The organism is Streptomyces sp. NPDC016851, assembly GCF_055562795.1.
In genome coordinates, this window is the sequence record NZ_JBVHEP010000001.1 from 407,309 (window position 1) to 433,659 (window position 26,351).

Annotated in this window: 25 protein-coding genes; 16 read left to right on the forward strand and 9 right to left on the reverse strand. The window is 71.6% G+C overall.

What is annotated here, in order from left to right; all coding sequences use genetic code 11:
• The first annotated feature begins 33 nt into the window (after window positions 1–33).
• The gene (locus tag ACZ3I3_RS01895) at window positions 34–1,254 is read left to right on the forward strand and encodes a cytochrome P450 (RefSeq protein WP_467361745.1); all 1,221 of its coding nucleotides are present in this window, start codon (window positions 34–36) and stop codon (window positions 1,252–1,254) included.
• Between the two features lie 37 nt (window positions 1,255–1,291).
• Here ACZ3I3_RS01895 and ACZ3I3_RS01900 read toward each other — a convergent pair whose 3' ends face one another.
• Together ACZ3I3_RS01900 and ACZ3I3_RS01905 are read right to left on the reverse strand one after the other, a co-directional pair.
• Window positions 1,292–2,890: an ABC transporter permease gene (locus ACZ3I3_RS01900; RefSeq protein WP_467361747.1), complete on the reverse strand. Its 1,599-nt coding sequence runs from the start codon at window positions 2,888–2,890 to the stop codon at window positions 1,292–1,294.
• The gene (locus ACZ3I3_RS01905; RefSeq protein WP_467361749.1) at window positions 2,887–3,783 is read right to left on the reverse strand and encodes an ABC transporter ATP-binding protein; all 897 of its coding nucleotides are present in this window, start codon (window positions 3,781–3,783) and stop codon (window positions 2,887–2,889) included. The genes ACZ3I3_RS01900 and ACZ3I3_RS01905 overlap by 4 nt, the downstream gene beginning before the upstream one ends.
• A 74-nt stretch (window positions 3,784–3,857) precedes the next feature.
• Here ACZ3I3_RS01905 and ACZ3I3_RS01910 point away from each other — a divergent pair, with 74 nt between their 5' ends.
• The gene (locus tag ACZ3I3_RS01910) at window positions 3,858–4,355 is read left to right on the forward strand and encodes a GbsR/MarR family transcriptional regulator (protein ID WP_467361751.1); all 498 of its coding nucleotides are present in this window, start codon (window positions 3,858–3,860) and stop codon (window positions 4,353–4,355) included.
• Window positions 4,356–4,417: 62 nt separating this feature from the next.
• Here the strand turns inward: ACZ3I3_RS01910 and ACZ3I3_RS01915 are convergent, their stop codons facing one another.
• Window positions 4,418–5,281 carry a diacylglycerol kinase family protein gene (locus ACZ3I3_RS01915; RefSeq protein WP_467361752.1) on the reverse strand — a complete coding sequence of 288 codons (864 nt, stop codon included), beginning with the start codon at window positions 5,279–5,281 and terminating at the stop codon, window positions 4,418–4,420.
• Window positions 5,282–5,466: 185 nt separating this feature from the next.
• Here ACZ3I3_RS01915 and ACZ3I3_RS01920 point away from each other — a divergent pair, with 185 nt between their 5' ends.
• Both ACZ3I3_RS01920 and ACZ3I3_RS01925 read left to right on the forward strand, forming a co-directional pair.
• Window positions 5,467–6,750: an adenylosuccinate synthase gene (locus ACZ3I3_RS01920; RefSeq protein WP_467361753.1), complete on the forward strand. Its 1,284-nt coding sequence runs from the start codon at window positions 5,467–5,469 to the stop codon at window positions 6,748–6,750.
• 173 nt (window positions 6,751–6,923) lie between these two features.
• Window positions 6,924–7,214: a DUF3303 domain-containing protein gene (locus ACZ3I3_RS01925; protein WP_467361755.1), complete on the forward strand. Its 291-nt coding sequence runs from the start codon at window positions 6,924–6,926 to the stop codon at window positions 7,212–7,214.
• A 3-nt stretch (window positions 7,215–7,217) separates the two neighbouring features.
• Here the strand turns inward: ACZ3I3_RS01925 and ACZ3I3_RS01930 are convergent, their stop codons facing one another.
• From ACZ3I3_RS01930 to ACZ3I3_RS01940, 3 genes are all read right to left on the reverse strand, one after another.
• A complete protein-coding gene (locus ACZ3I3_RS01930; RefSeq protein WP_467361757.1) occupies window positions 7,218–7,868 on the reverse strand; it encodes a hypothetical protein in 651 nt (216 codons plus the stop codon).
• Between the two features lie 123 nt (window positions 7,869–7,991).
• The gene (locus tag ACZ3I3_RS01935) at window positions 7,992–8,693 is read right to left on the reverse strand and encodes a GntR family transcriptional regulator (RefSeq protein WP_467361759.1); all 702 of its coding nucleotides are present in this window, start codon (window positions 8,691–8,693) and stop codon (window positions 7,992–7,994) included.
• Between the two features lie 140 nt (window positions 8,694–8,833).
• Complete coding sequence (locus ACZ3I3_RS01940; protein ID WP_467361760.1) at window positions 8,834–10,189, reverse strand: aminotransferase class III-fold pyridoxal phosphate-dependent enzyme; 1,356 nt, start codon at window positions 10,187–10,189, stop codon at window positions 8,834–8,836.
• 173 nt (window positions 10,190–10,362) lie between these two features.
• On the opposite strand from ACZ3I3_RS01940, the gene ACZ3I3_RS01945 reads away from it, so the two are divergent.
• The 4 genes from ACZ3I3_RS01945 (at window position 10,363) to ACZ3I3_RS01960 (ending at window position 15,211) form a co-directional block, all read left to right on the forward strand.
• Window positions 10,363–10,980, forward strand: a complete 618-nt coding sequence (locus tag ACZ3I3_RS01945; protein ID WP_467361762.1) for a type 1 glutamine amidotransferase family protein — start codon at window positions 10,363–10,365, stop codon at window positions 10,978–10,980.
• Window positions 10,977–11,435, forward strand: a complete 459-nt coding sequence (locus ACZ3I3_RS01950; RefSeq protein WP_467361763.1) for a MarR family winged helix-turn-helix transcriptional regulator — start codon at window positions 10,977–10,979, stop codon at window positions 11,433–11,435. The genes ACZ3I3_RS01945 and ACZ3I3_RS01950 overlap by 4 nt, the downstream gene beginning before the upstream one ends.
• A gap of 79 nt (window positions 11,436–11,514) precedes the next feature.
• A complete protein-coding gene (locus tag ACZ3I3_RS01955) occupies window positions 11,515–13,539 on the forward strand; it encodes a serine/threonine-protein kinase (protein WP_467361765.1) in 2,025 nt (674 codons plus the stop codon).
• A gap of 127 nt (window positions 13,540–13,666) precedes the next feature.
• Window positions 13,667–15,211 carry a substrate-binding domain-containing protein gene (locus ACZ3I3_RS01960; protein WP_467361767.1) on the forward strand — a complete coding sequence of 515 codons (1,545 nt, stop codon included), beginning with the start codon at window positions 13,667–13,669 and terminating at the stop codon, window positions 15,209–15,211.
• 15 nt (window positions 15,212–15,226) lie between these two features.
• Here ACZ3I3_RS01960 and ACZ3I3_RS01965 read toward each other — a convergent pair whose 3' ends face one another.
• Window positions 15,227–15,982: an SLATT domain-containing protein gene (locus ACZ3I3_RS01965; protein WP_467361768.1), complete on the reverse strand. Its 756-nt coding sequence runs from the start codon at window positions 15,980–15,982 to the stop codon at window positions 15,227–15,229.
• Window positions 15,983–16,225: 243 nt separating this feature from the next.
• On the opposite strand from ACZ3I3_RS01965, the gene ACZ3I3_RS01970 reads away from it, so the two are divergent.
• From ACZ3I3_RS01970 to ACZ3I3_RS01995, 6 genes are all read left to right on the forward strand, one after another.
• Window positions 16,226–16,585 (forward strand): YbaB/EbfC family nucleoid-associated protein, encoded by a 360-nt coding sequence (locus ACZ3I3_RS01970; protein ID WP_467361770.1) that lies wholly within the window; start codon window positions 16,226–16,228, stop codon window positions 16,583–16,585.
• Window positions 16,586–16,685: 100 nt separating this feature from the next.
• Window positions 16,686–17,285, forward strand: a complete 600-nt coding sequence (recR, locus tag ACZ3I3_RS01975) for a recombination mediator RecR (protein ID WP_003991835.1) — start codon at window positions 16,686–16,688, stop codon at window positions 17,283–17,285.
• Window positions 17,278–17,937, forward strand: coding sequence for a DUF5063 domain-containing protein (locus tag ACZ3I3_RS01980; protein ID WP_306965117.1), 660 nt, complete (start codon window positions 17,278–17,280; stop codon window positions 17,935–17,937). The genes recR and ACZ3I3_RS01980 overlap by 8 nt, the downstream gene beginning before the upstream one ends.
• A 60-nt stretch (window positions 17,938–17,997) precedes the next feature.
• The gene (locus ACZ3I3_RS01985) at window positions 17,998–18,498 is read left to right on the forward strand and encodes a hypothetical protein (RefSeq protein WP_467361771.1); all 501 of its coding nucleotides are present in this window, start codon (window positions 17,998–18,000) and stop codon (window positions 18,496–18,498) included.
• Complete coding sequence (locus ACZ3I3_RS01990; RefSeq protein WP_467361773.1) at window positions 18,495–20,567, forward strand: tetratricopeptide repeat protein; 2,073 nt, start codon at window positions 18,495–18,497, stop codon at window positions 20,565–20,567. Before ACZ3I3_RS01985 ends, ACZ3I3_RS01990 begins: the two co-directional genes overlap by 4 nt.
• A gap of 114 nt (window positions 20,568–20,681) precedes the next feature.
• On the forward strand, window positions 20,682–21,221 hold the full coding sequence (locus ACZ3I3_RS01995; RefSeq protein ID WP_467361774.1) for an SgcJ/EcaC family oxidoreductase: 540 nt from the start codon (window positions 20,682–20,684) through the stop codon (window positions 21,219–21,221).
• Here the strand turns inward: ACZ3I3_RS01995 and ACZ3I3_RS02000 are convergent.
• Together ACZ3I3_RS02000 and ACZ3I3_RS02005 are read right to left on the reverse strand one after the other, a co-directional pair.
• Window positions 21,187–22,572 (reverse strand): sensor histidine kinase, encoded by a 1,386-nt coding sequence (locus ACZ3I3_RS02000; RefSeq protein WP_467361776.1) that lies wholly within the window; start codon window positions 22,570–22,572, stop codon window positions 21,187–21,189. The genes ACZ3I3_RS01995 and ACZ3I3_RS02000 overlap by 35 nt on opposite strands.
• Window positions 22,569–23,324, reverse strand: coding sequence for a response regulator transcription factor (locus ACZ3I3_RS02005; protein WP_467361777.1), 756 nt, complete (start codon window positions 23,322–23,324; stop codon window positions 22,569–22,571). Before ACZ3I3_RS02005 ends, ACZ3I3_RS02000 begins: the two co-directional genes overlap by 4 nt.
• 236 nt (window positions 23,325–23,560) lie before the next feature.
• Between ACZ3I3_RS02005 and ACZ3I3_RS02010 the strand changes: the two genes are divergently transcribed.
• Together ACZ3I3_RS02010 and ACZ3I3_RS02015 are read left to right on the forward strand one after the other, a co-directional pair.
• Complete coding sequence (locus ACZ3I3_RS02010; protein ID WP_467361778.1) at window positions 23,561–24,838, forward strand: aspartate kinase; 1,278 nt, start codon at window positions 23,561–23,563, stop codon at window positions 24,836–24,838.
• Window positions 24,838–25,923, forward strand: a complete 1,086-nt coding sequence (locus ACZ3I3_RS02015) for an aspartate-semialdehyde dehydrogenase (RefSeq protein WP_467361779.1) — start codon at window positions 24,838–24,840, stop codon at window positions 25,921–25,923. Before ACZ3I3_RS02010 ends, ACZ3I3_RS02015 begins: the two co-directional genes overlap by 1 nt.
• Window positions 25,924–26,351: the final 428 nt, after the last annotated feature.

Sequence of the window (26,351 nt, forward strand, 5' to 3'; positions counted from 1 at the left end):
TCAGACAGGGGGGTGTGGGGCTAGCGTCCGTCCATGGCAGCTGCTTTTGACCTCGCGTTCGACCCCTGGGACCCGGCGTTCCTCGCCGACCCGTACCCCGCCTACGCCGAGCTGCGTGCGCGGGGCCGGGTGCACTACTTCGCGCCCACGAACCAGTGGCTCGTCCCGCATCACGCGGACGTCTCCGCGCTGCTGCGCGACCGGCGCCTGGGACGGACGTACCAGCACCGGTTCACGCACGAGGAGTTCGGCCGCACGGCACCCCCGCCGGAGCAGGAGCCGTTCCACACGCTCAACGACCACGGAATGCTCGACCTGGAGCCGCCGGACCACACCCGGATCCGGCGCCTGGTGTCGAAGGCGTTCACACCGCGCACGGTGGAGCGGCTGAAGCCGTACGTGCGGGGCCTCGCGGACGAACTCGCCTCGGCCCTGGCCGATGCGGGCGGCGGCGACCTGCTGAAGGACGTCGCCGAGCCCCTCCCGGTGGCGGTGATCGCGGAGATGCTCGGCATCCCGGAGTCCGACCGGGCCCCGCTGCGCCCCTGGTCGGCGGACATCTGCGGGATGTACGAGCTGAACCCGTCCGAGGAGACGGCGGCGAAGGCGGTCAGGGCGTCGGTGGAGTTCTCCGACTACCTGCGCGAACTGATCGCGGCCCGCCGCAAGGAGCCCGGCGAGGACCTGATCTCGGGCCTGATCGCGGCCCACGACGAGGGCGACCGTCTCACCGAGCAGGAGATGATCTCGACGGCGGTCCTCCTCCTCAACGCCGGCCACGAGGCCACGGTGAACGCCACGGTCAACGGCTGGTACGCCCTGTTCCGCAACCCGGCCCAGCTGGAGCTGCTGCGCGCGGACCCCTCGCTCATCCCCTCGGCCGTCGAGGAACTGATGCGCTACGACACCCCGCTCCAGCTCTTCGAGCGCTGGGTCCTGGACGAGATCGAACTCGACGGCACGACGATCCCCCGCGGCGCGGAGATCGCCCTGCTCTTCGGCTCCGCCAACCACGACCCGACGGTGTTCGAGAACCCGTCCGCGCTGGACCTGACCCGCCCGGACAACCCGCATATCTCCTTCAGCGCCGGCATCCACTACTGCATCGGCGCGCCCTTGGCCCGCATCGAACTGGCGGCGTCGATGGGGGCGCTGCTGGACCGGACCCCGACCCTGCGCCTGGCCGCCGAGCCCACCCGCAAGCCGAACTTCGTGATCCGGGGGCTGGAGGGGCTGGCCGTCGAGGTGGGGTGATCGGCGCGGGTGGCTGGTCCGGCGGTACGTCGGCTGCTCACGTGATCACGTCCCGCCGCCGCAACCCCGCCAGCCCTGCCGCCATCAGCACCACCGCCAGCCCGGTCAGCACCACCACCGGCCCCCACTCCATGGATCCTCCCGGCAGTTTCGGCAGATGCCCGAACGGTGAGATGTCCAGCACCGCCTGCGGGACGTCCAGCGCGGGGCCGACCCAGCCGATCAGCAGGGCCGCCCCTGCCACGCCCCATGCCGCCGCGGCTGCGCGGGGCAGCACCCCGTGCAGCAGCACCGCCACCCCGCCGATCACCCAGATCGCCGGCAGCTGCACCAGGCACGCGCCCAGGATCGGTCCGGTCTCCTTGCCGTAGCCGGCGGCCAGGCCGAGGCCCGCCAGGAGCATGAGGAGCGCCGAGCCGCCGAAGGCGATCACCAGATGGCCCGCGGCCCACCGCAGGCGGCCCACCGCGTTCGCCAGCACCGGTTCCGCCCGGCCGGAGGTCTCCTCGCCGTGCAGGCGGAGCACCGACGCCACGATGTACAGCGCCGCGACCAGGCCGAGCATGCCGGTCATCGACGCCAGGAACGCGTCCGTCAGGCCGGACCGGCCGCCCATCCGCTCGAAGATGCGCCGGGCGTTGTCGTTGTCGCCGACCAGGTCGGCCGCGCCCTCGGTCATGCCGCCGTAGACGACCCCGGCCAGGAGGAAACCGGTGCTCCAGCCCAGCACACCGCCCCGCTGCAACCGCCAGGCCAGCGCGCCGGCGCTGCCCAGGCGGCCGGTCGCCGGGCCCGGCCGGGTGGGCAGGAAGCTCATGCCGAGGTCCCGGCGGCCGGCCAGCCCGTACGCCACCGCGCCCTGGAGGAGGACCGCTCCGGCGAGCAGCGCCAGCACCCACCAGCGTTCGTCCGCGTACGGGCGCAGGTTCTCCAGCCAGCCCAGCGGCGACACCCACGTCAGGACGGACGAACCGTCGTCCGTGGCCGAGTCGCCCGCCGCGCGCAGGACGAACGCGGCGCCCAGCACCGCCGCCGTCAGACCCCGGGCCAGCCGCGCGCTCTCCGTGAGCTGGGCGACGATCGCCGCCATCGTGGCGAAGACCATCCCCACTCCGGCGATGCCGAGGCCCAGGGCCAGTGCCCCGGTCGTGCCCTGGCCGGCCAGGCCGGCGGTGAGCAGCACCGCCAGCACCCCGTTCGCGACCGCCGCCGCCAGCAGCGCCGCCGTGAGGGAGGCCCGGCGGCCCACCATCCCGGACGCCACCAGCTCCTGACGGCCGCTCTCCTCCTCGTCCCGGGTGTGCCGGACGACGACCAGCAGGCTCATCACGGCCGCCAGGGCGCCCGCGTAGACGCCGGCCCGCCAGGCCGTCAGCGCGCCCAGCGAGTCACCGAAGACCGGGCCGACCATCGCGCGCAGCGAGGAGTTGGTCTCCATCTGCCGGATCAGGTCGGCGCGTTCGGCCGGAGTGCCGTAGAGGCCCTCCAGCGTGCCGGGCATGGAGAGGACCATCAGGGCGTTCACCGCGATCCACACCGGGATCATCAGCCGGTCGCGGCGCAGGGCGAAGCGCAGCAGCGTGCCCGTGCCGGCCAGCTGGCGTGAGCTGCCGGGCCGTACGGCGAAGGCCGTCATCGGGCGACCGCCTCGTCCTGGTAGTGCCGCAGGAACAGTTCCTCCAGCGTGGGCGGCGTCGACGTCAGCGACCGCACGCCCGACTCGCTCAGGGACCGCAGGACGGCGTCCAGCCCGTCTGTGTCGACCTGGAGCCTGACCCGGCGCCCCTGCACGTCGACGTCGTGGACGCCGGGCAGGTTCGCCAGCCCGTCGGGCGGGCCCGCGAGTTCGGCGACGACGCTGGTGCGGGTCAGGTGGCGCAGGTCGGCGAGCGAACCGCTCTCGACCGTGCGGCCCTTGCGGATGATGCTCACCCGGTCGCACAGCTCCTCGACCTCGCTCAGGATGTGGGAGGAGAGCAGGATCGTGCGCCCCCGGTCGCGCTCCTCGGCCACGCAGCGCTGGAAGACCTCCTCCATCAGCGGGTCCAGGCCCGAGGTCGGCTCGTCCAGGATCAGCAGGTCGACGTCGGAGGCGAACGCGGCGACCAGGGCGACCTTCTGCCGGTTGCCCTTGGAGTAGGTGCGGCCCTTCTTGGTGGGGTCGAGTTCGAACCGCTCGATCAGCTCCGCGCGGCGCCGGGGGTCCAGGCCTCCGCGCAGCCTGCCGTACAGGTCGATGACCTCGCCGCCGGAGAGGTTGCGCCACAGCGTCACGTCCCCGGGGACGTAGGCGATCCGGCGGTGCACCTCCACCGCGTCCGTCCAGGGGTCGCGGCCCAGCACCTGCGCGGCGCCCGAGTCCGCGCGCAGCATGCCGAGCAGGACCCGGATGGTGGTGGACTTGCCCGAGCCGTTGGGGCCGAGGAAGCCGTGGACCTCGCCGGAGGCGACGTCCAGGTCCAGCCCGTCGAGTGCGTGCGTCCGTCCGAAGGACTTGTGCAGCCCGGAGACGGTGATGGCCTTCGTCATGCTTCAGAACGTACGCTTCTTTCAGAAACTTGTGAAGTTAAGGAAGGCCATGAAGCACGGATAGGATGAACCGCATGACGGAATCAGCCAGGGACGCGCGGGACGCGGCGGCGGTGTCGAGGTTCGTCGAGTCCTTCGCGGCGCATCTCGTCGAGGCCGGGATGCCGCGGATGCCCGCCCGGGTCTTCGCCGCGCTCCTCTCCTCGGACGAGGGCTCGATGACCTCGGCCGAGCTGGGCGAACAGCTCCGGGTCAGTCCCGCGGCGGTGTCCGGGGCGGTGCGCTACCTGGCCCAGACGCACATGGTCTCGCGTGAACGGGAGCCCGGTTCGCGCCGGGAGCGCTACCGGGTGCGCGGTGACCAGTGGTACGAGGCCCTGACCAACCGCGACGCCGTCCTCAAACGCTGGGGAGAGGCCCTGCGCGAAGGCGTCACCAGCCTCGGCGCCGACACCCCGGCCGGCCGCCGCATGTCCGAGACGCTGGCCTTCTTCGAGTTCCTGGAAAGCGAACTCGCGGCGCTGATGGAGCGCTGGCGCGTGCACCGGGAGAAGACGTTCGGCCCGGAATGACATTCGGCCCGTAATGACGTTCGGCCCGGGGCGTTCGGCCCGGAATGACGCGCGGGTGCGGCTCACGGCGCCGCCGGCACCGTCAGTCCCCAGGCCCCCTCCCGGACCACCCACGTCCGGGTCCGCACCGGTCCCGACACCACCGTGTCCGCCCGGTAGCGGAAGTGGGCCCCCGACACCGTCACCGTGCGGCCCTGAGCGAGCAGGGGCGAGGCCTCCGCGCCCACCGACACCGGGCGGACCTCCACCGCCGCCACACCGGAGGCCGAGGGCGACACCGACACCGCCTCGACCGGCTGGTCCAGGTCGACGAGGGTCTCCCCGTCGACCTCGACCCGCAGCCGGGAGGGGCCGGGCTCCGGTGCGGAGGCGAGCCGGGACGGGCGGGCGGCCGGGACCAGGGTGCGCACCAGGGACTGACAGGTCCGCAGCCAGGGGCGGCCCGGCGCGTCCTCGGCATCCGGCGCCCGGGCGCCGGCCGTCACCGGCGGTATCCGCAGCGCGCCCAGCACCACCCCGTCGCTGTCGTCCACCATCAGGTCCATCCGCCGCTCGAACCCGTCGAGCACCGCCCGTGCCGCCGCCACCGTCCCCGTCGGCACCCCCAGCGACCGGGCGAGGGACAGCGCGCCCCCGACCGGCACCACCGACAGCGCACATCCGGACAGCTCCCGATGCCGGTGCAGCAGAGACACCGCGCGGATCAGGGCCCGGTCGTCACCCACCACCACCGGGCGCCGCGAACCCCGCCGGCGCAACGCCCGGGCGAACTCCTCCGGCCCGTCCGGCAGGCACAGCTTCACGGTCGCACCCGCTCCGAGCACGTCTTTCGCGATCCGTACGGACTCGCCGTCGGACCGGCGGGCGACCGGATCGATGACCACCAGCAGCTGCTCGGACGTCGCGGAAGTCGCCACCTCGGCCATGCCTCGCTTCCTCGGGTAGCATCTTTGTGCAAGAGCCCCTTGCGCTATTGCGCCAGGGGCTTCGTCTATTCCGGGGCATCCGGTCCGACGGTTGGCGGCCAACGGCGGTCGCGGTGCACGCGGCTCGCTACCTCCGCGTGCGCCCTCGACCATGGACATGCCCCGCCCGGAAGGGGTGTACGCGCGTGCCCGCACTTGTGCTGCTCGGTGCTCAGTGGGGTGACGAAGGCAAGGGAAAGGCCACCGACCTGCTCGGTGGATCCGTGGACTATGTAGTGCGCTACCAGGGCGGCAACAACGCCGGCCACACGGTGGTCGTCGGAGACCAGAAGTACGCACTGCACCTCCTCCCTTCCGGAATCCTGTCCCCCGGCTGCACGCCGGTCATCGGTAACGGTGTCGTCGTCGACCCGTCGGTCCTGCTCTCCGAGCTGAGCGGTCTGAACGAGCGTGGTGTCGACACCTCCAAGCTCCTCCTCAGCGGTAACGCGCACATCATCACGCCGTACAACGTCACGGTCGACAAGGTGACGGAGCGCTTCCTCGGCAAGCGGAAGATCGGCACGACCGGGCGCGGTATCGGCCCGACCTACGCCGACAAGATCAACCGCGTCGGTATCCGTGTGCAGGACCTGTACGACGAGTCGATCCTCACGCAGAAGGTCGAGGCGGCCCTCGACGTCAAGAACCAGATCCTCACCAAGCTCTACAACCGGCGCGCGATCGCCGTCGACCAGGTCGTCGAGGAGCTGCTGGCCTACGCCGACAAGCTCGCGCCGTACGTCGCCGACACCGTCCTGGTTCTCAACCAGGCGCTGGAGGAGGACAAGGTCGTCCTGTTCGAGGGCGGCCAGGGCACGCTCCTGGACATCGACCACGGCACGTATCCCTTCGTCACCTCCTCGAACCCGACCGCGGGTGGCGCCTGCACGGGCGCGGGCGTGGGCCCGACGAAGATCAGCCGGGTCATCGGCATCCTGAAGGCGTACACGACCCGCGTCGGCGCGGGCCCGTTCCCGACGGAGCTGTTCGACGAGGACGGCGAGGCGCTGCGCCGGATCGGCGGCGAGCGCGGTGTCACCACCGGCCGTGACCGGCGCTGCGGCTGGTTCGACGCGGTCATCGCCCGCTACGCGACCCGCGTGAACGGCCTGACGGACTTCTTCCTCACCAAGCTCGACGTCCTCACCGGCTGGGAGCAGATCCCGGTCTGCGTGGCGTACGAGATCGACGGCAAGCGGGTCGAGGAGCTCCCGTACTCCCAGACCGACTTCCACCACGCGAAGCCGGTCTACGAGATGCTGCCGGGCTGGAGCGAGGACATCAGCAAGGCCAAGTCCTTCTCCGACCTGCCGAAGAACGCCCAGAGCTACGTCAAGGCGCTGGAGGAGATGTCCGGCGCCCCGATCTCCGCGATCGGCGTGGGCCCGGGCCGGGACGAGACGATCGAGATCAACTCGTTCCTGTAGCCGGACCGAGCGGCAGACAGCAGGACGTCCCGGTGGCCCTCGTGGTCACCGGGACGTTCTGCTGTCTGCTCCCGATGGAGCAGTCAAAGGAGGCTTATCGGGCAAGTCGGGTCATACGCTGTGCTTGCCGAACGCGGCAGCCACACCCCGACGGGACACAAGGAGTGAGAGCCATGCGTGTGATGGTCAAGGCGACGCTGGACACGGAAAAGGGCAACGAGGCGATCCGGGGCGGCAAGATGCCGCAGATCATGCAGGAGGCCATGGAGAAGCTGAAGCCGGAGGCGGCCTACTTCGCTCCCACGGGCGGTCGCAGGACCTGCTTCCTGGTCTTCGACATGCAGGAGAGCTCCCAGATGCCTCCCTCGCTGGAGCCGTTCTTCACCGACCTCAACGCCGAGATCGAAATCTTCCCGGTCATGAACAGCGACGACCTGCAGAAGGGGCTGTCCCAGCTGCGCTGACCCTCAGCTGAACACGATCATCGACCCCTGGGCCAGACTCCGCGTCACGGCCGCGTGCAGACCGAGCCAGACGTGGCGTTCCCGGGCGAAGGGACTCGGATCGTACGGGGCCGGGACGGCGGGTTCCTCCAGCTCCGTGGGCGCGAGCGGCGGTTGCGGCGCGGCCGGCGGGTTGGCCGGGTCGATGCCGATGGCCGGGGCGACCAGCTCCAGTTCCCGCAGCAGGGCGTGCGAGGAGCCCAGCGGACCGCCGCCCGCGAGAAGTTCGTCGTCGGCGAGCGGGCTGGGGAAGTCGACGGGGACGTACGCGCCCGCGTGGTCGTAGTGCCACACCAGGTGCGACTGCTGGGCCGTCGACTCGAACATCTCCAGCAACTGCTCGTAGTCGCCGCCGAGTTCGTCCACGGGCGTCACCGGCAGGCCGCACACCTGCAGCAGGTAGGCGCGGCGCAGGAAGTGCAGCGCGTCGTAGTCGAAGCCCGCCACCGGGGCGACGTCGCCCGACAGCCCCGGCATGTACTGGTACACCGGCACCGGCGGCAGCCCCGCCTCGGCGAGCACCTTGTTGTATTGCGCGAGTTCCTCGGCGAACGGGTTGTCCGGCGTGTGGCACAAGACGTCGACGAGCGGTACCAGCCACAGGTCACAGGCCAAAGAAGGCTCCTCGCTCAGCTCGGTGGGTCGGTGGCGCGGTGGTCAGGGAAGGGTATCGGTGCGGCACGGAAAGCGGCTCCTGCCGTGCATGTCCCATACCCATACGGACAGATGCGACGCAGGTCATCCTGAGGCGAGGCGCTCGATCAGGGCGATGGAGTGGGCGTTGTAGTCGGCGATGATCGACCGTGCGGTGTCGGTGTCGCGGGCGCCCAGGGCGTCGACCAGCTCGGTGTGGCCGGCCCACAGCTCGCCCCGCAGGTCCCTGAGCCGGCGCAGGTGCTGCACCGCGCAGACCCAGGTCTGCACGCGCAGCCGGTGCAGGAAGTCGGCGAGGTAGGGGTTGCCGAAGAGGGCGGCGAGCTCGCGCCAGAAGCGCAGGTCGTAGCCGATGAGGACGGTGAGGTCACCGGCCGCCGCGGCCCGCTGCGCCTCCTCGCCGCGCCGCCGGACCCCGGCGAGTACGGCCGCGACCCGGGGGTCGCCCGGCTGCCCGGAGGCGTGGTGGCCGGTGGTGAGGGCGTGGAACATCCCCTCGATGACCAGGTCGCGGGCCTCGATCATGCCGCGGAAGTCCTCGGCCGAGTACTCGTGGACGCGGAAGCCGCGGTGCTGGTCGGCGTCGAGGAGCCCCTGCGCCGAGAGGTCGACCAGCGCCTCCCGGACCGGCGTGGCGGACACCCCGTACTGGTCGGCGATCTCCTTGACCGTGAACTCCTGCCCCGGCTGGAGCCGTCCCGCCAGTACCTCGTCACGGAGCGCGTCGGCGATCTGCTGTCGCAGGGTGCTGCGCGTCACGGCGCCGTTGCCGGAGCTGCGGGGCATGGTCAGGGCGTCTCCCTCGTCGCGTTCGGGTGGCGTGCACGTGTATGTCTACGGCCACGCCACCTTACGCGTTCGAACGAGGTGTGAGGTTGGTCGGCTACTGACGGGTTGTGGTCGTTTTCTGGTCGGTTTACAGCTGGTTACTTCGTGTATTCGTCCGCCACCGAGAGCGCCGCGTCCAGCGCCGCGAGGCCCTCCTTCAGCTCCGCCTCGGTGACGGTGCAGGGCGGCACCACATGCGTCCGGTTCATGTTCACGAACGGCCACAGTCCGCCGTTCTTCGCGGCGGCGGCGAAGGCGGCCATCGGCGCGTTCGCCTCCCCGGCCGCGTTGTAGGGCACCAGCGGCTCGCGCGTCTCGCGGTCCCGGACCAGCTCCAGCGCCCAGAACATGCCGACGCCGCGCACCTCGCCGACGCTCGGGTGCCGCGCGGCCAGCTCGCGCAGCTGCGGACCGACGACGTTCGCGCCCAGCCGGGCCGCGTTCTCGACGACGCCCTCCTCCGCCATGACGTTGATCGTCGCGACGGCGGCGGCACACGCCAGCGGATGCCCGGAGTACGTCAGACCGCCGGGGTACGGCCGCTTGCCGAAGGTCTCGGCGATCGCGCCGGAGATCGCGACCCCGCCCAGCGGCACGTACCCGCTGTTCACGCCCTTGGCGAAGGTCAGCAGGTCGGGCGTCACGTCGAACAGGTCCGCCGCGAACCACTCACCGGTCCGCCCGAACCCGGCCATGACCTCGTCCAGGACGAAGACGATCCCGTACTTGTCGCACAGCTCCCGCACCCCGGCGAGATAGCCGGGCGGCGGGACCATGATCCCGGCCGTGCCCGGGATCGTCTCCAGGATGATCGCCGCGACGGTCGAGGGCCCCTCGAACGCGATCGTCGTCTCCAGGTGCTCCAGCGCCCGCGCGCACTCCTGCTCCTCGGTCTCCGCGTAGAAGCGGGAGCGGTAGAGGTAGGGCGCCCAGAAGTGCACGACCCCGGCGGTGCCGCTGTCGGAGGCCCAGCGGCGCGGGTCGCCGGTGATGTTCACGGCCTGCTGCGTACCGCCGTGGTACGAGCGGTACGCCGAGAGCACCTTCGGGCGGCCCGTGTGCAGCCGGGCCATCCGGATGGCGTGCTCGACGGCGTCGGCGCCGCCGTTGGTGAAGAAGATCTTGTCCAGGTCGCCCGGGGTCCGCTCGGCGATCAGCCGGGCCGCCTCCGACCGGGCCTCGATCGCGAACGCGGGCGCGAAGGTCGTCATCCTCGCCGCCTGCTCCTGGATCGCGGCGACGACCCTGGGGTGCTGGTAGCCGACGTTCGTGTAGACGAGCCCGCTGGAGAAGTCGAGGTAGCGCCGGCCGTCGTAGTCCCAGAAGTACGACCCCTCCGCCCCGGCGACGGCGAGCGGGTCGATGAGCTCCTGGGCGGACCAGGAGTGGAACACGTGGTCGCGGTCGGCGGCCTTGACGGCGGCACCGGCTTCGGGGTTCGGCTGAGGGGTCATGCGGGCGAGCGTAGGTGCGGGGGAGAGGGCGGTGAAATCGGCGGCCTGTCTGCCGTCGGCGGCATTCCGCGACAGGTTGTCCAGAAGGCCCGGGGTGCATTGACAGTGTGCTGTCTAAATGTCAGGATGCTGTCATAGCCCTTCGGGGTGGAGCCCGGGTCTCAGGAGGAGCCATGAACGCCATCGCAGGCCGCAAGCCCGTCCATCTCGCCGTCTACGACACCCTCGCCGACTGGGAGACGGGCCACGCCACGGCCCATCTCGCCCGCGCCGGGTACCGGATCCGGACCGTCGGCCCGTCCACGGACCAGGTCACCAGCATCGGCGGACTGCGCATCCAGCCCGACACGTCCCTGGACGACGTACGGCCCGAGGACAGCTCCCTGCTGATCCTCCCGGGCGCCGACCTCTGGGACACAAGCGATGACCTGGCGCCCTTCGCCCGCAAGGCCCGGGCCTTCCTCGATGCGGGCGTGCCCGTCGCCGCGATCTGCGGGGCCACCGCCGGGCTCGCCCGCGAGGGCCTGCTCGACGACCGCGACCACACCAGCGCGGTCTCCTTCTACCTGGCCGCGACCGGCTACGCGGGCGGCGAGCGCTACGTCGAGACCGACGCCGTCACCGACCGGAACCTGGTCACCGCGGGCCCGACCGAGCCCGTCGCCTTCGCCCGGGAGATCCTCCGGCTGCTCGGGGTGTACGAGGGCGAGGTGCTCGACGCCTGGTACCGGCTGTTCCACGACTCCGACGCGGCGGCCTACGCCGTGCTGGAGAAGGCCGGGGCGGCATGAGCCGGGAGCGTCAGGACCTGCTCAGCCGCAGCGCCCTCGGGGTCTTCCGGCTGAACGGCCAGTTCCTCGCCGTGGCCGAGGAACTGGCCCGGCCCGCGGGGCTGACCGCCGCCTGGTGGCAGGTGCTCGGCGCGGTCCTGGGGGAGCCGCTGCCCGTCTCCGGCATCGCCCGCGCCATGGGCATCACGCGGCAGAGCGTGCAGCGCATCGCCGACCTGCTGGTGGAGCGCGGGCTCGCCGAGTACCGGCCGAACCCCGCGCACCGCCGCGCCAAGCTCCTCGCGCCGACCGGGGAGGGGCGGGCAGCCATCGCCCGGATCGACCCCGGCCACGCGGCCTTCGCCGACCGGCTGGCGGAGGAGCTCGGGGAGGCGGATCTGGCGGAGGCGGTGCGCGTACTGGAACGGCTGTCGAAGGTGCTCGACGAGGTGGGACCGCCTGTTACGGAACCGTAGAGGTCGTTCGGGCCTGCCCCGCCCGGGCCCCGCACTATTCTCGATCCGTTGCTCACGTATGGGGGAAGGCGGCTGAGCGATGGAGAAGCTGGGGCCCGGGGATCCGCCGCGCATCGGTGCGTACCGGCTGCTGGCGCGGCTCGGTGCGGGCGGCATGGGGCACGTGTATCTGGCCCGCTCGGAGCGGGGCCGTACGGTCGCCGTGAAACTCGTGCGCGAGGAGCTGGCCGCGCAAGAGGAGTTCCGGGAGCGGTTCCGGCAGGAGGTGCAGGCCGCGCGGCGGGTCGGCGGGTACTGGACGGCGCCGGTGCTGGACGCGGACACCGAGGCGGCGGTGCCGTGGGTGGCCACCGGGTACGTCGCCGGGCCGAGCCTCCAGCAGGTCGTCGGGCACGACCACGGCGCCCTGCCCGAGCGGACGGTCCGCATCCTCGCGGCCGGACTCGCGCACGCGCTCAAGGACATCCACGCGGCCGGCATCGTCCACCGCGACCTCAAGCCGTCCAACGTGCTGGTCACCATCGACGGCCCGCGCGTCATCGACTTCGGCATAGCCCGGGCCCTGCAGACCGTGACGGACGGCGGGCTCACCCGCACCGGCGCGCTCGTCGGATCGCCCGGCTTCATGGCGCCCGAGCAGGTGCGGGGCGACCGCATCACCCCGGCGTGCGACGTCTTCTGCCTCGGCTCGGTCCTCGCCTACGCCGCCACCGGCGCCCTGCCCTTCGGCACCGCCAACAGCGGCGTGCACGCCCTGATGTTCCGCATCGCCCAGGAGGAACCGGACCTGGAGGGCGTCCCCGAGGGCATCGCCGACCTGGTCCGCGACTGCCTGCGCAAGGATCCCGCCGCACGCCCGTCCCTCGACCGCGTCCTGGAACGCACGGGTGCGGACGACACCGTCTCCGACGGCCGCGCCCTCGACCCGTGGCTCCCGAGCGCCCTGGTCGCCCAACTCGGGCGGCACGCCGTGCGGTTGCTGGACGCGGAGGATCCGGAGGGGGCCGGTTCCGCCGAGGGAGCGGGTGCTGCCGAGCCGCCCGCCGGACAGCGGGGTTCCGGCCCCGACGAGAACCCCGGCCCCGGCCCCACCCCCGAACACGCCCCCGCCGCCGACGAGTCGTCGCAGCGACCCGCGCTGCCCCCGGCCCCCGCGACGGCACCCGCCGCGGCCCTGGGCCCGCCCCCGCCGGGCCTGCCGGGCGAGGGCGCGCCGGTGAACCATCTGCCCACCATGGTCGCCGGCCAGAGCGCACCCCCGGCACCCCAGCAGCCCCCGGGCACAGGCGCCCCCATTCCGTCCCAGCCGCAGCCGCAGATGCAGCCGCCCCCGCAACCGCACCCGGCGTACGGCTACCCCCAGCAGCATCCCCAGCCCGGCGCCCCCGGCGCTCCGGGTGCCGCCCCGCCGTACCACCCCTCCTACGGCGGCCTCGGCTCCACCCCGCCCTACGGTCCGCAGCCCTACGGCACGACTCCGCCCTACGGCCCCACCCCGCCCTACGGCCCCCCGCAGGACCCGGGGCGGAGAAACGGCCGCTCCACCGCGCTGCTCGTCGTGATCGCCCTGGTCGTCGCGCTGGCCGCGGGCGGCTCGGTGTACGCGCTGATGCAGGGCGGCGACGGTGACCAGGCGGGCGGCGACCCCACCCCCACGCAGAGCACCGGCGCGCCCCCGACCACGCCGGGCCCGTCCCCGACGACCTCGCAGCCGGACACCTCCGCCTCTCCCGCCTCTCCGGCGGACGGCTCGATCCCGACGGCGTATCTGGGCACCTGGACCACGACCATCGACAACGCCGACGGCGAGCACAGCCGTTCGCTCACCATCCAGCAGGGCGAACCGGGTGACACGGTTCTGTCCCTCGTGGCCGACGGCCCGACCAAGGGCGGCGGCAGCTACCACTGCGTGTTCGAGGGGCGATTGACCGCGGAACCCGGCGCCGACGGCACCCTGAAGATCGGCCCGTCCACCGTGACCGTCGGGCAGCCGCGCACCGCCTGCACCCCGGGCGCCGCCACCGAGATCACCGTTCTGTCGGACGGCACGCTCCAGCGCGTCAACACGAGCAGCGGGGAGCGGCTGACGTACACGAGGCAGTGACCAACTCCTCGCGGACGGGACGTCGTTGAACCTCCGGCGAATTCGAGCCGACGAATCACGGATACCCGCTCGTACAGCCGTACGGTGACCGGACGATCGCATTCGTCCGGCGGCGGGGGCACCGACGATGGAGTGGCTGAGCGCGGAGAATCTCGTGGCCGTGGCGACGGCCGTCCTCGGCGTCATCGCCTCGGGCGTGATGGTCTGGTACGAGCGCCGGGTGCCGCGCCGCAAACGCATCGGTTACCGCGTGCAGATGGACAACCCCATCGGCGACGACGTGCGCTCGGGCCGCGCCAACCGCCGGCTGGGGCTGTTCGACGAGGCGCCCGACATGACCGACGCGACGCTGGTTCTGCTGCGCATCGAGAACGACGGCTCACTGGCCATCGACCGCGACGACTACACCGGCCCCGAAGTCCACGGCCTCACCGCGGTGTTCACCGACCGCACCATCCGCGGGGTCTCGGTCACTCAGCCCTCCGACACCGACCACCTCATGGACCACTTCACCGCGGCCCGGGGCTTCGGCTACGAGGACAACACGCTGCGCATCCCGCGCGTCCCGCTCAACCGCGGTGACTACTTCAAGCTTCTCGTGCTGCTGTCCGGCGGCGACGTGGGCCGGGAGGTGCGGCTGACCGGGGGCCTGCGGGAGGGCGAGGTGCGCCCCAATCGCGCGGCCGCCCCGGACGACAAGCCGCCGCTGTTCAGCCGGGCCGCCCGGCTGATCACCATCATGCTCACGCTGTGCGTGGTCACGCTGGCCGCGATCGTCGTGGCCCAGGACGACACCCCGCCGCCGATCGGCTGCGCGAGCGGCAGGCTCACCCTCACCGGCTCGACCGCGTTCGCGCCCGTCCTGCGCGAGGTGGCCGCGAAGTACGAGCGGGACTGCGGCGGCGATCCCCTCATCGACGTGGACCCGCACGGCTCGACGGCCGGGATACGGGAACTCGAGGCGGCCGGCGCGCAGGCGGCCCGGGACGGGCAGGGCTCACCGCCGGTGGTCGCCCTGTCGGACGGCCCCAAGCCGGCCGGCCTGCCCGAACTGCGCGAGAACCGGGTGGCGGTGTCGGTCTTCGCGCTCGTGGTCAACGACGACGTACGCCTGACGAACCTGTCCACGGACGACGTACGGCGCCTCTACCGGGGCGAGATCCGCAACTGGCGGCAGCTCGGCGGCCCGGACCTGCCCGTCCACCTGGTCAGCCGGGACGCCAACTCCGGGACGAGACAGGTGTTCCAGCGCCGGGTACTGGGACGGGGCGAGATCGCCAACTCCTCCGTCGACTGCGTCCACAAGGACGACCCGACTGCGGCCGTCATCCGCTGCGAACTCGACTCGACGGACCAGGTGCTGACCACGGTCGCCGATCTCCCGGGCGCCATCGGCTACAGCGAACTCAACCTGGCCGCCCGCGCCAAGGGCCTGCACGCCCTGCGCCTGGACGGCGACCCGGCCTCCGCCGACGCCCTCGAGCACGGCACGAGCGACTACCCCTACCGCGAGATCGAGTACGCCTACACCTACGGCCGCCCCCCGGCCGACTCCCTGGCGTCGAGCTTCCTCACCTACCTCGCCCGCGGCAACGGCCAGGACGTCATCCGCACACACGGCCACCTGCCGTGCTGGACACCCGAGGGCCTGACCTTGTGCGCGCAGGACTGACCCCCGATCCACCGGTCATCTGGGCTCCGGTGGCCGCTGCCGGGGCATGTTCGGCCGCGCACCACCCCCCGGCGGCACGGAGAACCGTCCATGGAGACCCGCCGCGTCAGCTCCGCGACCACCCGCCGAGAACGCCACCGCCTGCAGCCCCACAGGCGCACCGCCGCTCCGGAATTCGCCCACCCACTCCGCCGTCTCCCCCCGCACCAGCTCGCTCACGTCCTCGGAGAATCTCCGCAGCACCCCGAGACACCGCTCGGCCGCCTCACTCGCCGTCCCCTCCGCGGGGCCCAGGACCTCCCGTACGCACTCCGCGGCCCAGTCGAACTGAAGCGCCTGCAACCGCCGCTGCACGGCCTGCGCGGTGGCCACGTCCCGCATCCAGCCCGACGTCACCCCGAAGTACCGGTCGACGGCCACACAGGCCACGCCCAGCAGCAGTGCCAGGCACCCCCAGGGCGCGATCCCGGCCGCGACCCCGGTCAGATCCAGCAGGGGCAGCGCGACGCCGGTGACCGCCCCCGTCGCGGCCCCGCAGCGCAGTACCCGCGCGCACCGCCGCTTCCACACCCGGTCCTCCAGATACCAGGCCGCCGTCCGCAGCGCGCCGTGCTCCACCCACCGGTACAGCTCGTCGAGCCGGACGGCCGGCTCCCCCCAGTCCCCGAGCGGGAAGGCCCGCCCGGTCAGATCGCCCGGCCGCAGCCGGGCCGCCCCCTCGCCCCGTCCGTCCTGAGGCGGCCTCTCGGGCTGCATCTCCGGCTGACCCACCCGGCACTCCCTACTGACCACGCTGCGTGACAAGTGACACACACGACGCACACGCGCCGGACCCTTCCTACCCCCCAACGGGTGGCGAAGATGTAGCTTTCGCCGCTTTTCCGCCCGGAAGTATTCCTTGATCAGTTATAGGGCGCGAGGGGAACTCACTCGAAAGAGTGCTGGGGCGACGGCAGGCCCGACCACGTAGGCTCGTGCCGAACGGGAAAACCCGTACCGAGCAAGGAGCTGATCGTGATCCCCGGTGGTGGCCAGCCCAATATGCAGCAGCTGCTCCAGCAGGCCCAGAAGATGCAACAGGACCTGGCACAGGCGCAGGAGGAACTGGCGCAGACGGAGGTCGACGGCCAGGCGGGCGGTGGCCTCGTGATCGCGACCGTCACCGGCGCCGGCGAGCTGCGCAATCTGAAGATCGACCCGAAGGCGGTGGACCCGGAGGCTGCCTCTGCCGAAGAGACGGCCGAGACCCTTGCCGACCTGGTCGTGGCGGCGGTACAGGCGGCCAACGAGAACGCGCAGGCGCTCCAGCAGCAGAAGCTGGGCCCGCTCGCGCAGGGTCTGGGCGGCGGCGGCATCCCCGGACTGCCGTTCTGAGACGCCCGCCGCCTTCCTCGGACGGGCGGCTGACAACTACGGTACGTACGGGAAGGCCGTACGGCGCGAACGACCTCGATGAGCCAGGAAAGGCAGTCCGTTGTACGAAGGCGTGGTCCAGGACCTGATCGACGAGCTGGGGCGGCTGCCCGGCGTCGGTCCCAAGAGCGCCCAGCGGATCGCCTTCCACATCCTGCAGGCGGAGCCCACGGACGTGCGGCGGCTCGCCCAGGCCCTCATGGAGGTCAAGGCGAAGGTCCGCTTCTGTGCGACCTGCGGCAACGTCGCGCAGGAGGAGCTGTGCAACATCTGCCGCGACACCCGCCGCGACCCCGCCGTCATCTGCGTCGTCGAGGAGCCGAAGGACGTCGTGGCGATCGAGCGCACGCGTGAGTTCCGGGGCCGGTACCACGTCCTGGGCGGCGCGATCAGCCCGATCGACGGGGTCGGGCCGGACGACCTGCGGATCAGGGAACTCCTGGCCCGCCTGGCCGACGGCACGGTCACGGAGCTCATTCTCGCCACGGACCCGAATCTCGAAGGCGAGGCGACCGCCACGTACCTCGCCCGCATGATCAAGCCCATGGGCCTGAAGGTCACCCGCCTGGCCAGCGGCCTCCCGGTGGGTGGCGACCTGGAATACGCGGACGAGGTGACCCTCGGTCGCGCCTTCGAGGGGAGACGACTCCTAGATGTCTGACGCCACGCTGCACGCGACCGACCAGAACCCGGACGACTTCGCCGTCCAGATCGCGGACCAGGTCGAGAGCTTCCTGGTCGCCGTCACGGAGATCGCGAAGGGCGACGAGCCGGAATCGGCCGTGCCCTTCCTGCTCCTGGAGGTCTCCCAGCTCCTCCTGGCCGGCGGCCGTCTCGGCGCGCACGAGGACATCGTGCCCGACGAGCGCTACGAGCCCGACCCGGGCCCCGAGCCGGACGTCGACGAACTCCGCGAGAACCTGGCCCGCCTCCTCGACCCCGTCGACGTCTACTCGGAGGTCTTCGACCCCTACGAGCCCCGCAAGGCTCCGGTCCCGGCCCGTATCTCCGACGACCTCACCGACGTCATCACCGACCTGCGCCACGGCATGGTCCACTACCGGGCCGGCCGCACCACGGAGGCCCTGTGGTGGTGGCAGTTCTCCTACTTCTCCAACTGGGGTTCCACCGCCTCCGCGACCCTGCGCGCCCTCCAGTCGGTCCTCGCCCACGTCCGCCTCGACCAGCCCCTGGCCGAACTCGACGGCCTCGACACGGACCAGGACATGGGCGACGACACCCTGGAGATCGAGGCGGGCCGGGTGATGGCGGAGGAGATCGCGGGCCCGCTGGGCCTGCGCCCGGCCAAGTAACCGCCCCCGCCTCAACGGCTTTTCGCACCACAGCCCGGCCCCGAGCGCGATGATGGCCGTATGACCGGTCAGTCGAAGGCATTGATGTGGACGGGTATCGGGCTGTGCGCCGCCGGGGCCCTGGGGCTCGTCGTCGGCGCCGTCCTGGACGTCGAGGCGGCGGATCCCTGGGCCAGCGTGGCAGGCGGCGTCGCCGCGCTGATCGGCCTGGCGCTCGCTGTGTACGCCGGGTTCCAGGGCTCGGCGGGTACATCCGGTACGTCGGGTGGTGGTGCTGGTACCCCTGGTACCCCTGGCGGTGCCCCCGGTACGCCCAGTACTCCTGGTACGACGGTGAACGCGAGCGGTACGAGGTCCGTCGCCGCCGGCGGGAGCATCGGTACGGTGTCGACCGGCGACGGCCCGGGGACCCCCGCGCCCGCCCCGCCGGCGAACCCCTCGGCCCCGCCCGCGCCCCCGCCTTCTGCCACGCTGCCGCAGTCACGGAACGTCACCGCCTCCGGCGAGCGTTCCATCGCCGCGGGTGGTGACATCGACTCCGCCTCCACGGGAGACACATGAGCACCTCGGCGGAGGCCTCCGGGGACCGCGCCATCGCCGCCGGGCACGGCATCCGCCAGGCGCTCTCCGGGGACGGCGCGGTCGGGATGTACACGGAGAAGTCGTTCGCCCTGCCACCGGAGGCCTTCGTCCTGCCCGACGTCGCGCCGCCGGGGCTGGCCAACCTGCCCGACGCGGCGGCCCTGTTCGTCGGGCGGGCCCGGGAACTCGCCCTGCTCGACCAGGCGTTGCGATCGACCGGCGGCGTGGTCGTCCAGGCCGTTCACGGGCTGGGCGGCATCGGCAAGTCGACGCTCGCCGCGCGCTGGGCGGCGGGGCGTACGGACGTCTTCAACCCGGTGTGGTGGATCAACGCCGAGACCCCCGCCGACCTCGACGCCGGGCTCGCCGATCTCGCCGTCGCCCTCCAACCCGCCCTGCGGGACGTACAGTCCCGGGACGCGCTGCGGGAGCGGGCCGTGCAGTGGCTCGCGGCGCACGAGGGCTGGCTGGTCGTGCTGGACAACGTCTCGTCCCCGCTCGACATCAAGCCGCTGCTGGCCAGGGCGGCGGGCGGCCGTTTCCTCATCACCACGCGGCGGGCGGCCGGGTGGCACGGCATCGCGGAGCCGCTGTCGCTGGACGTGCTCCAACTGGACGAAGCTGTCGAGCTGTTCGGCAGCATCAGCGGACACGGCCCGGACGACGACGTCACCGCGCTGTGCCGGGACCTCGGCTGTCTGCCCCTGGCCGTGGAACAGGCGGCGGCCTACTGCGCCGAGGCCGGGATCGCACCCGGGCGTTACCGGGAGCTGCTGGCCCAGTACCCCGAGGAGGTGTTCGCACAGTCGGCGGAGGGGGCCGACGGGGAGCGCACGGTGGCCCGGGTCTGGCGTGTGACACTCGACCGGCTCTCGGACACGCCGCTCGCGGGAGCGATCCTGCGGATCATCGCCTGGTGGGCGCCGGAAGGGATTCCGCGGGCGTATCTGGAGCCGTTGGGCAGCCCGGTCGAGGTTACGGACGCCGTCCGGCGACTGGCGGCGTACAGCATGATCTCGCTGCACCATGGGGACACGATCTCCGTGCACCGGCTGGTGCAGGCGGTGGCGCGGGCGGAGGGAGCGGAATCCGCCCACGCAGCGGCCGGACTGCTGCTGCTCGATTCGGGGATGCGTGACTTGGCAGCCGAGCTGCGGTGGCTCACCCATGTCGACGCGCTGGCCTCGCACGTGGCCCCGGAGGACGACGGAGAGAGTGAGGTCTGGCTGTTCGAGGCGAGCGGGCTCAGCTACACCCATCTTGAGGTCACCCGCGCCATCGCGCTGCACGAGAGAGCCCTGGCGGCGGCACGGCGCGTGTACGGGCCTCGTCACGAGGTCACACTTCGTGTGCGCAGGGATCTGGCCCAGTCGTACGGGGTCGCCGGTGACAGGGAGCGCGAGATCGGGTTGCTCGAACAGAACGTGACCGACCACACGCGGGTGTTCGGACGCCGCGACGCACGGACGTTCGATGCGAGAACGGAGCTGGCGCGGGTGCTGACGAAGGCAGGGCGTCTGCAGGACGGGCTGGCGCTGGCGGAGAGGAACGCCAGGAAGGCCGAGCGCGTGCTGGGCCGCGACGCCTACGCGGCTCTGCATGCCTGGTCGGCCCAGGCCTCAGCGCTGGCGGCCGCGGCCTTGAAGGATCCCGATCGGCACGCGGCTGTGGCCCGCGAGGCCATCGAGGAGCTGCTCCCCAGGGCCGTGGCCGCCACGGGCCGGGACAGCGGCGTTTGCATTCAGCTCCGGCTCCATCTGGCGTGGACCAGGCGGCTGGCGGGTGACACAGCGGGGGCCAAGGCCATGTACGAGGAGTACGTGGAGAGCCAGGTCCGCAGACGCGGGGCGACGGACAGATACGCCCTGACCGCCCGCACCTCGTTCGTCCTGTTCCTCTGGAGGGTGGCGGACGACCCCGCACACGCCCACCAGGTGCTCATCCCTCTGCTCGCCGACTGGGAACGCGTGCTCGGTGACGCCCCCCATGTGCGGCGGCTCCGCGAGCAGTTCGCCCCCCTGCTGGACGCGACGGAGAGCGCACCCTGAGTTTCTTGGCCACATGCTGGACCTCCCCTGTACGCCACCTGCACGCCCCCTAACCGGTGACACGCGAGTCTGGAGTCACTTCACCAACTCCCCTCGAACTCACCGGAGACGCAGATGACCCGTCGCCTCGCAGCCCCGTCCATACGCAAGCGCGTCGCCGTCACCACCGCCGTCGTCGCCCTCGCCGCCGGCACCTTCGCCGTCGGTGCCGGTGTCGCCGGAGCCGACTCGCGCGGCGCCTCCGGGAAGACGTCCGCCAAGACGGCCACCAAGGCCCAGGTGCTCGGGCTCTTCGACCAGTGGAACGCGGCGCTGCAGACCGGCGATGCGCAGAAGGTCGCCGACCTGTACGCCAAGGACGCGGTCCTGCTGCCGACCGTCTCCAACAACGTCCGTACGGACAGAGCCGAGATCGTCGACTACTTCGAGCACTTCCTCCAGAACAAGCCGGTCGGCACGAAGGTCGAGTCGGTCGTCAACGTCCTCGACCGGGACACCGTCATCGACACCGGTGTGTACGAGTTCGCGCTCACCGACCACGAGACGGGTGCGAAGAACACCGTCAAGGCCCGCTACACGTACGCCTACGAGAAGCAGGCCGACGGCAAGTGGCTGATCGTCAACCACCACTCCTCGAAGATGCCCGAGAGCTGACCGCCCGCAGGGTGATCGTCACGCACAGGCCGCCTCCGGGAGCGTCCGTCAGGGCCACGGTCCCGCCGTCGTCCGTCGCCAGTTGCTTGACGACGGCGAGACCGAGACCGGAGCCGCCCTTGCCGGTCAGGCCCTGGCCCCGCCAGAAGCGGTCGAAGGCGCGGGACTTCTCGGCGTCCGACATGCCGGGCCCCTCGTCCAGGACCGACACCCCCACCACATCGCCCCGGGGGTCCACCCGCACGGTGATCGTCCCGCCGTCCGGAGAGACCTCCAGGGCGTTGGAGAGCACGTTGTCCAGCATCTGGTCCAGATGGCCGGGGCTGGACAGCACAGACGGCCGGCCGTCGGCACTCCCCCCGAGCGCGACGGTGACTCCGCGTTCGTCGGCGGCCGGCCTCCACACGGCGAGCCGCTCCCGCAGGATGTCCAGCAGCGGGAGCGGCTCGGCCGCCGTCACCTTCGCCTCGGCCCGGGCCAGCACCAGCAGGCCGTTGACCAGCCGGTTCATGCGTACGACCTCGGCGGTGGCCTGCTCCACGTCCTCCCGGACGAACTCGTCGTCCACACCGTCCGCGATGTTGTCCAGGGACAGCCGCAGGGCCGTGAGCGGGGTGCGCAGCTGGTGCGAGGCGTCCGCCACGAAGATGCGCTGGGCCGCGATCAGGGTGTCCAGGCGTTCCGCGCCCTGGTTGAGGGTGCGTGCCAGCGTCTGGGTCTCCGGCGGGCCCGTCACGGGGGAGCGGGCGGTCAGGTCGCCGTCGCTGAACTTGCTCGCCATGTCGTTGAGCTGGCGCAGCGGGCGGGTCAGGCGGCGCGCCACCCCCACGCCGAGCAGGGCGGCCACCACCAGGACCAGCACCGCGAGGATCGCCCGGAAGCCCCAGATCGTCCACAGGCGGTCGGTCATCTCGTTCGTCGAGTAGACGATGCGGACGGCACCGGCGACCCGGTCCTCACCGGCCTTCTCGGCGGGGACCGTGATCACCAGGTCGGGACCCCAGATGAAGGAGGAGCCCCAGTCGGTCGTCGGACGGTTCCGGTCGAGGGCCGTGGTCAGGGCCGCGTCCTCCGCGGGGCGGAGCAGGCCCGGCGCGCAGCCCGGAGCTCCGGTCACCTGCACGTCGCCGGGCGTCTGGGCGGCGTAGGCCTCGGCCATCTTCTGGAGTGCCTCGCACGAGGTGGAGTCGCCGTTGGCCAGCAGCAGCGCCATGGTCTTGGCCTCGCGCAGCACGGAGTCCGCGGTGTCGCCCCGCAGCTGGGACGTGAGCGAGAAGGCCACCGGCACCGTGAACAGGGCGATGGCGATCGCGACGAGGAAGATGTAGCTGCGGACGAGCTGGCGGATCATGAGGTGCCGCTGCCCGTTGCGGTGCCCGGCTCGCCGCCGCTGTCCGTTCCGCTGCCCGGCTCGCCGCCGGCGTCTTCGACGATCTCCAGCCGGAAGCCGACCCCGCGCACCGCCTCGATCGTGATCGCGCCCGCCAGCTTCCGCCGCAGCGCCGCCACGTGCACGTCCAGCGTCTTCGTCGGCCCGAACCAGTTCGCGTCCCAGACCGCTTCCATGATCTGCTCGCGCGACATCAGCGCCCCGGGCTCCTCGGTGAGGAAGGCCAGCAGGTCGTACTCCTTGGGCGCGAGGGCCACCTCCTCGCCGCCGAGCCGCACCCGGGCCGCCTTGCGGTCGACGGTCAGGCGGGGGCCGTAGCGGTCGGGGCCGTTCGCGGGCGCCCCGGTGTCGGTGCCGCGGGGCTGGGCGCGGCGCATGACCGCCCGGATGCGGGCGATGACCTCGCGGACGCCGAACGGCTTGGAGACGTAGTCGTCCGCGCCGATCTCCAGGCCCACCACCCGGTCCGTCTCGTCACTGCGGGCGCTGATCACGATGATCGGGACGTCGCCGCGTGCGCGCAGTGCCTTGCAGACGTCCAGGCCGTCGGTGTCGGGCAGGCCGAGGTCCAGCAGGACGACGTCGTAGGGGTTCGTGTGGTCCAGCGCCGCCCGGCCCGTGGTGACCCACTCCACCTCGAAGCCGTAGCGCTTCAGGCCGCGTCTGAGGGACTCGGCGACCGGTTCATCGTCTTCCACCAGGAGTACGCGCACAGGCGAACCCTAGTGCTTGAAACTTGAGGCATAGTGGGCGACCCGTGTGCGATTGTGACGCCGGGCACTTTCTCGCGTGGCCTGTGCCCAGGTGGGCATGAGCAGATCTGAACGAGTACCCCCGGAAGTCTCACCATGCGATATCGCGGAGGGGTTTTTCGGACGCTCGTTAGACTGAGCCGACCGCAGTACGAATGCGTATGAGCGGATAGAGACGGATTGAGCGAGGAGCGCACGTGGGCCTTGTCGTGCAGAAGTACGGAGGCTCCTCCGTAGCCGATGCCGAGGGCATCAAGCGCGTCGCCAAGCGGATCGTGGAAGCGAAGCAGAACGGCAACCAGGTGGTTGCCGTCGTTTCCGCGATGGGCGACACGACGGACGAGCTGATCGATCTCGCCGAGCAGGTTTCCCCGATGCCTGCCGGGCGCGAGCTCGACATGCTGCTGACCGCCGGAGAGCGGATCTCCATGGCACTGCTGGCCATGGCGATCAAAAAGCTGGGCCACGAGGCCCAGTCGTTCACCGGCAGCCAGGCAGGTGTCATCACCGACTCGGTCCACAACAAAGCCCGGATCATCGACGTCACGCCGGGCCGGATCAAGACCTCGGTGGACGAGGGCAACATCGCGATCGTGGCGGGTTTCCAGGGCGTCAGCCAGGACACCAAGGACATCACCACGCTCGGCCGCGGCGGCTCCGACACCACCGCGGTGGCCCTCGCCGCCGCCCTCGACGCCGACGTGTGCGAGATCTACACCGACGTCGACGGCGTGTTCACCGCCGACCCGCGCGTGGTGAAGAAGGCCCGGAAGATCGACTGGATCTCCCTCGAGGACATGCTCGAGCTGGCGGCATCCGGGTCGAAGGTGCTGCTCCACCGCTGCGTGGAGTACGCCCGCCGGTACGACATCCCGATCCACGTCCGGTCCAGCTTCAGCGGACTTCAGGGCACGTGGGTCAGCAGTGAGCCGATTCAGCAAGGGGACAAGCAGGTGGAGCAGGCCATCATCTCCGGTGTCGCGCACGACACCTCCGAGGCCAAGGTCACGGTCGTCGGCGTGCCGGACAAGCCGGGCGAGGCGGCCGCGATCTTCCGGACGATCTCGGACGCCGAGATCAACATCGACATGATCGTGCAGAACGTGTCCGCCGCCTCCACGGGCCTGACGGACATCTCCTTCACGCTCCCCAAGGCCGAGGGCCGCAAGGCCATCGACGCCCTGGAGAAGAACAAGGGCGGCATCGGCTTCGACTCCCTGCGCTACGACGACCAGATCGGCAAGATCTCCCTCGTCGGCGCCGGGATGAAGACCAACCCGGGTGTCACGGCCGACTTCTTCAAGGCACTGTCCGACGCCGGTGTGAACATCGAGCTGATCTCGACCTCCGAGATCCGCATCTCGGTCGTCACGCGCGCCGACGACGTGCCCGAGGCCGTCCGTGCCGTGCACACCGCGTTCGGGCTCGACTCCGACAGCGACGAGGCCGTCGTCTACGGAGGCACCGGCCGCTGATGACCGGTCTCCGACGGGCCGACCGGCCCGGCCGCTCCGGGCGGCCGACGCTCGCCGTCGTGGGAGCGACCGGGGCCGTCGGCACGGTCATGCTCCAGATCCTGTCCCAGCGGGCGGACGTCTGGGGCGAGATCCGACTGATCGCCTCCCCGCGCTCGGCCGGCCGCAAGCTGGCCGTGCGCGGCGAGGAGACCGAGGTCGTGGCGCTCACCGAGGAGGCCTTCGACGGGGTCGACGTCGCCATGTTCGACGTCCCCGACGAGGTCGCCGAGCGGTGGGCGCCCCTGGCCGCCGCCAAGGGCGCGGTGGTCGTCGACAACTCGGGCACGTTCCGGATGGACCCGGAGGTGCCCCTCGTGGTGCCCGAGGTCAATCCGCACGCCGTGCGGATGCGCCCGCGCGGCATCATCGCCAACCCCAGCTGCACGACGCTCTCCATGATCGTGGCCCTGGGCGCGCTGCACGCCGAGTTCGGGCTGCGAGAGCTGGTGGTCTCCTCGTACCAGGCGGTCAGCGGCGCCGGCCGCGCGGGCGTGGCGACGCTGCGGCAGCAGCTGTCCCTGGTCGCCGGCACGGAACTGGGGACCAGCCCCGGTGACGTACGGCGGGCCGTGGGGGACGGCACCGGGCCGTTCCCGGAGCCGGTCGCGCTGAACGTCGTGCCGTGGGCCGGGTCGCCGCGCGAGGACGGCTGGTCGTCGGAGGAGCTGAAGGTCCGCGACGAGTCCCGCAAGATCCTCGGGCTGCCCGCCCTGCCCGTGGCCGTCACCTGCGTGCGCGTACCGGTGATCACCACGCACTCGCTGACCGTGCACGCCCGCTTCGAGGGCGAGGTCACCGTCGACAAGGCGCGCGAGATCCTCGCCACGGCGCCCGGTGTCGTGCTGTTCGACAACCCGGCCGCGGGCGAGTTCCCGACCCCCGCCGACGTGGTCGGCACCGACCCGACGTGGGTCGGGCGGGTGCGGCGGGCGCTGGACGACCCGACGGCGCTCGAACTGTTCGTCTGCGGGGACAACCTGCGCAAGGGCTCCGCGCTGAACACCGCGCAGATCGCCGAACTGGTGGCCGCCGAGCTCTCGTGACCTGCCGAAGCCCTCGTGGGTTTTCGGGAAGTTTCGCCGCGCCGAATCCCCCGCCGCCTGTCATAGGCGGTTTGTAGGATCTGTGTACGACATGTGAGCCGATCGATGGTCCGGACCACTTGTCCGGGAGCCCATCGGCGTCCGAGGATTTACCTCCCCGCCCTCCGCAACCGCGCGGAGGGCGGGGAGCGTCTTTGCGGTCGCCCTTCCGGGCCGCGGGACGTGCATTCAGGCGTGGGGACGCCTGGAACCGGGCGTGGGGACGCCCGTTCACATATGGACATAGGGGAAGAGCGGGACGCATGAGGGCATTTGATGCACCACCGGTTGTGCTGCCTGACGCGGGTAGACCGTCGACGGCCGAGGTCGGCGTGAAAGTGATGCCCGGCACGTACAACCCTCACGGGGGGGAGCGTGTCCAACAGACG

Excerpts from the sequence above, each read along its gene's own strand:
- ACZ3I3_RS01990 (WP_467361773.1), top strand. The coding sequence starts at position 18,495 with ATGAGCACCTCGGCGGAGGCCTCCGGGGACCGCGCCATCGCCGCCGGG.
- ACZ3I3_RS01905 (WP_467361749.1), bottom strand. The coding sequence starts at position 3,783 with ATGACGAAGGCCATCACCGTCTCCGGGCTGCACAAGTCCTTCGGACGG.
- ACZ3I3_RS01925 (WP_467361755.1), top strand. The coding sequence starts at position 6,924 with ATGCGTGTGATGGTCAAGGCGACGCTGGACACGGAAAAGGGCAACGAG.
- ACZ3I3_RS01980 (WP_306965117.1), top strand. The coding sequence starts at position 17,278 with ATGTCTGACGCCACGCTGCACGCGACCGACCAGAACCCGGACGACTTC.
- ACZ3I3_RS01950 (WP_467361763.1), top strand. The coding sequence starts at position 10,977 with ATGAGCCGGGAGCGTCAGGACCTGCTCAGCCGCAGCGCCCTCGGGGTC.
- ACZ3I3_RS01910 (WP_467361751.1), top strand. The coding sequence starts at position 3,858 with ATGACGGAATCAGCCAGGGACGCGCGGGACGCGGCGGCGGTGTCGAGG.
- ACZ3I3_RS01985 (WP_467361771.1), top strand. The coding sequence starts at position 17,998 with ATGACCGGTCAGTCGAAGGCATTGATGTGGACGGGTATCGGGCTGTGC.
- ACZ3I3_RS02000 (WP_467361776.1), bottom strand. The coding sequence starts at position 22,572 with ATGATCCGCCAGCTCGTCCGCAGCTACATCTTCCTCGTCGCGATCGCC.
- ACZ3I3_RS01945 (WP_467361762.1), top strand. The coding sequence starts at position 10,363 with ATGAACGCCATCGCAGGCCGCAAGCCCGTCCATCTCGCCGTCTACGAC.
- ACZ3I3_RS01915 (WP_467361752.1), bottom strand. The coding sequence starts at position 5,281 with ATGGCCGAGGTGGCGACTTCCGCGACGTCCGAGCAGCTGCTGGTGGTC.
- ACZ3I3_RS01940 (WP_467361760.1), bottom strand. The coding sequence starts at position 10,189 with ATGACCCCTCAGCCGAACCCCGAAGCCGGTGCCGCCGTCAAGGCCGCC.
- ACZ3I3_RS01900 (WP_467361747.1), bottom strand. The coding sequence starts at position 2,890 with ATGACGGCCTTCGCCGTACGGCCCGGCAGCTCACGCCAGCTGGCCGGC.
- ACZ3I3_RS01935 (WP_467361759.1), bottom strand. The coding sequence starts at position 8,693 with ATGCCCCGCAGCTCCGGCAACGGCGCCGTGACGCGCAGCACCCTGCGA.
- ACZ3I3_RS01955 (WP_467361765.1), top strand. The coding sequence starts at position 11,515 with ATGGAGAAGCTGGGGCCCGGGGATCCGCCGCGCATCGGTGCGTACCGG.
- ACZ3I3_RS02015 (WP_467361779.1), top strand. The coding sequence starts at position 24,838 with ATGACCGGTCTCCGACGGGCCGACCGGCCCGGCCGCTCCGGGCGGCCG.
- ACZ3I3_RS01960 (WP_467361767.1), top strand. The coding sequence starts at position 13,667 with ATGGAGTGGCTGAGCGCGGAGAATCTCGTGGCCGTGGCGACGGCCGTC.
- ACZ3I3_RS01995 (WP_467361774.1), top strand. The coding sequence starts at position 20,682 with ATGACCCGTCGCCTCGCAGCCCCGTCCATACGCAAGCGCGTCGCCGTC.
- ACZ3I3_RS01895 (WP_467361745.1), top strand. The coding sequence starts at position 34 with ATGGCAGCTGCTTTTGACCTCGCGTTCGACCCCTGGGACCCGGCGTTC.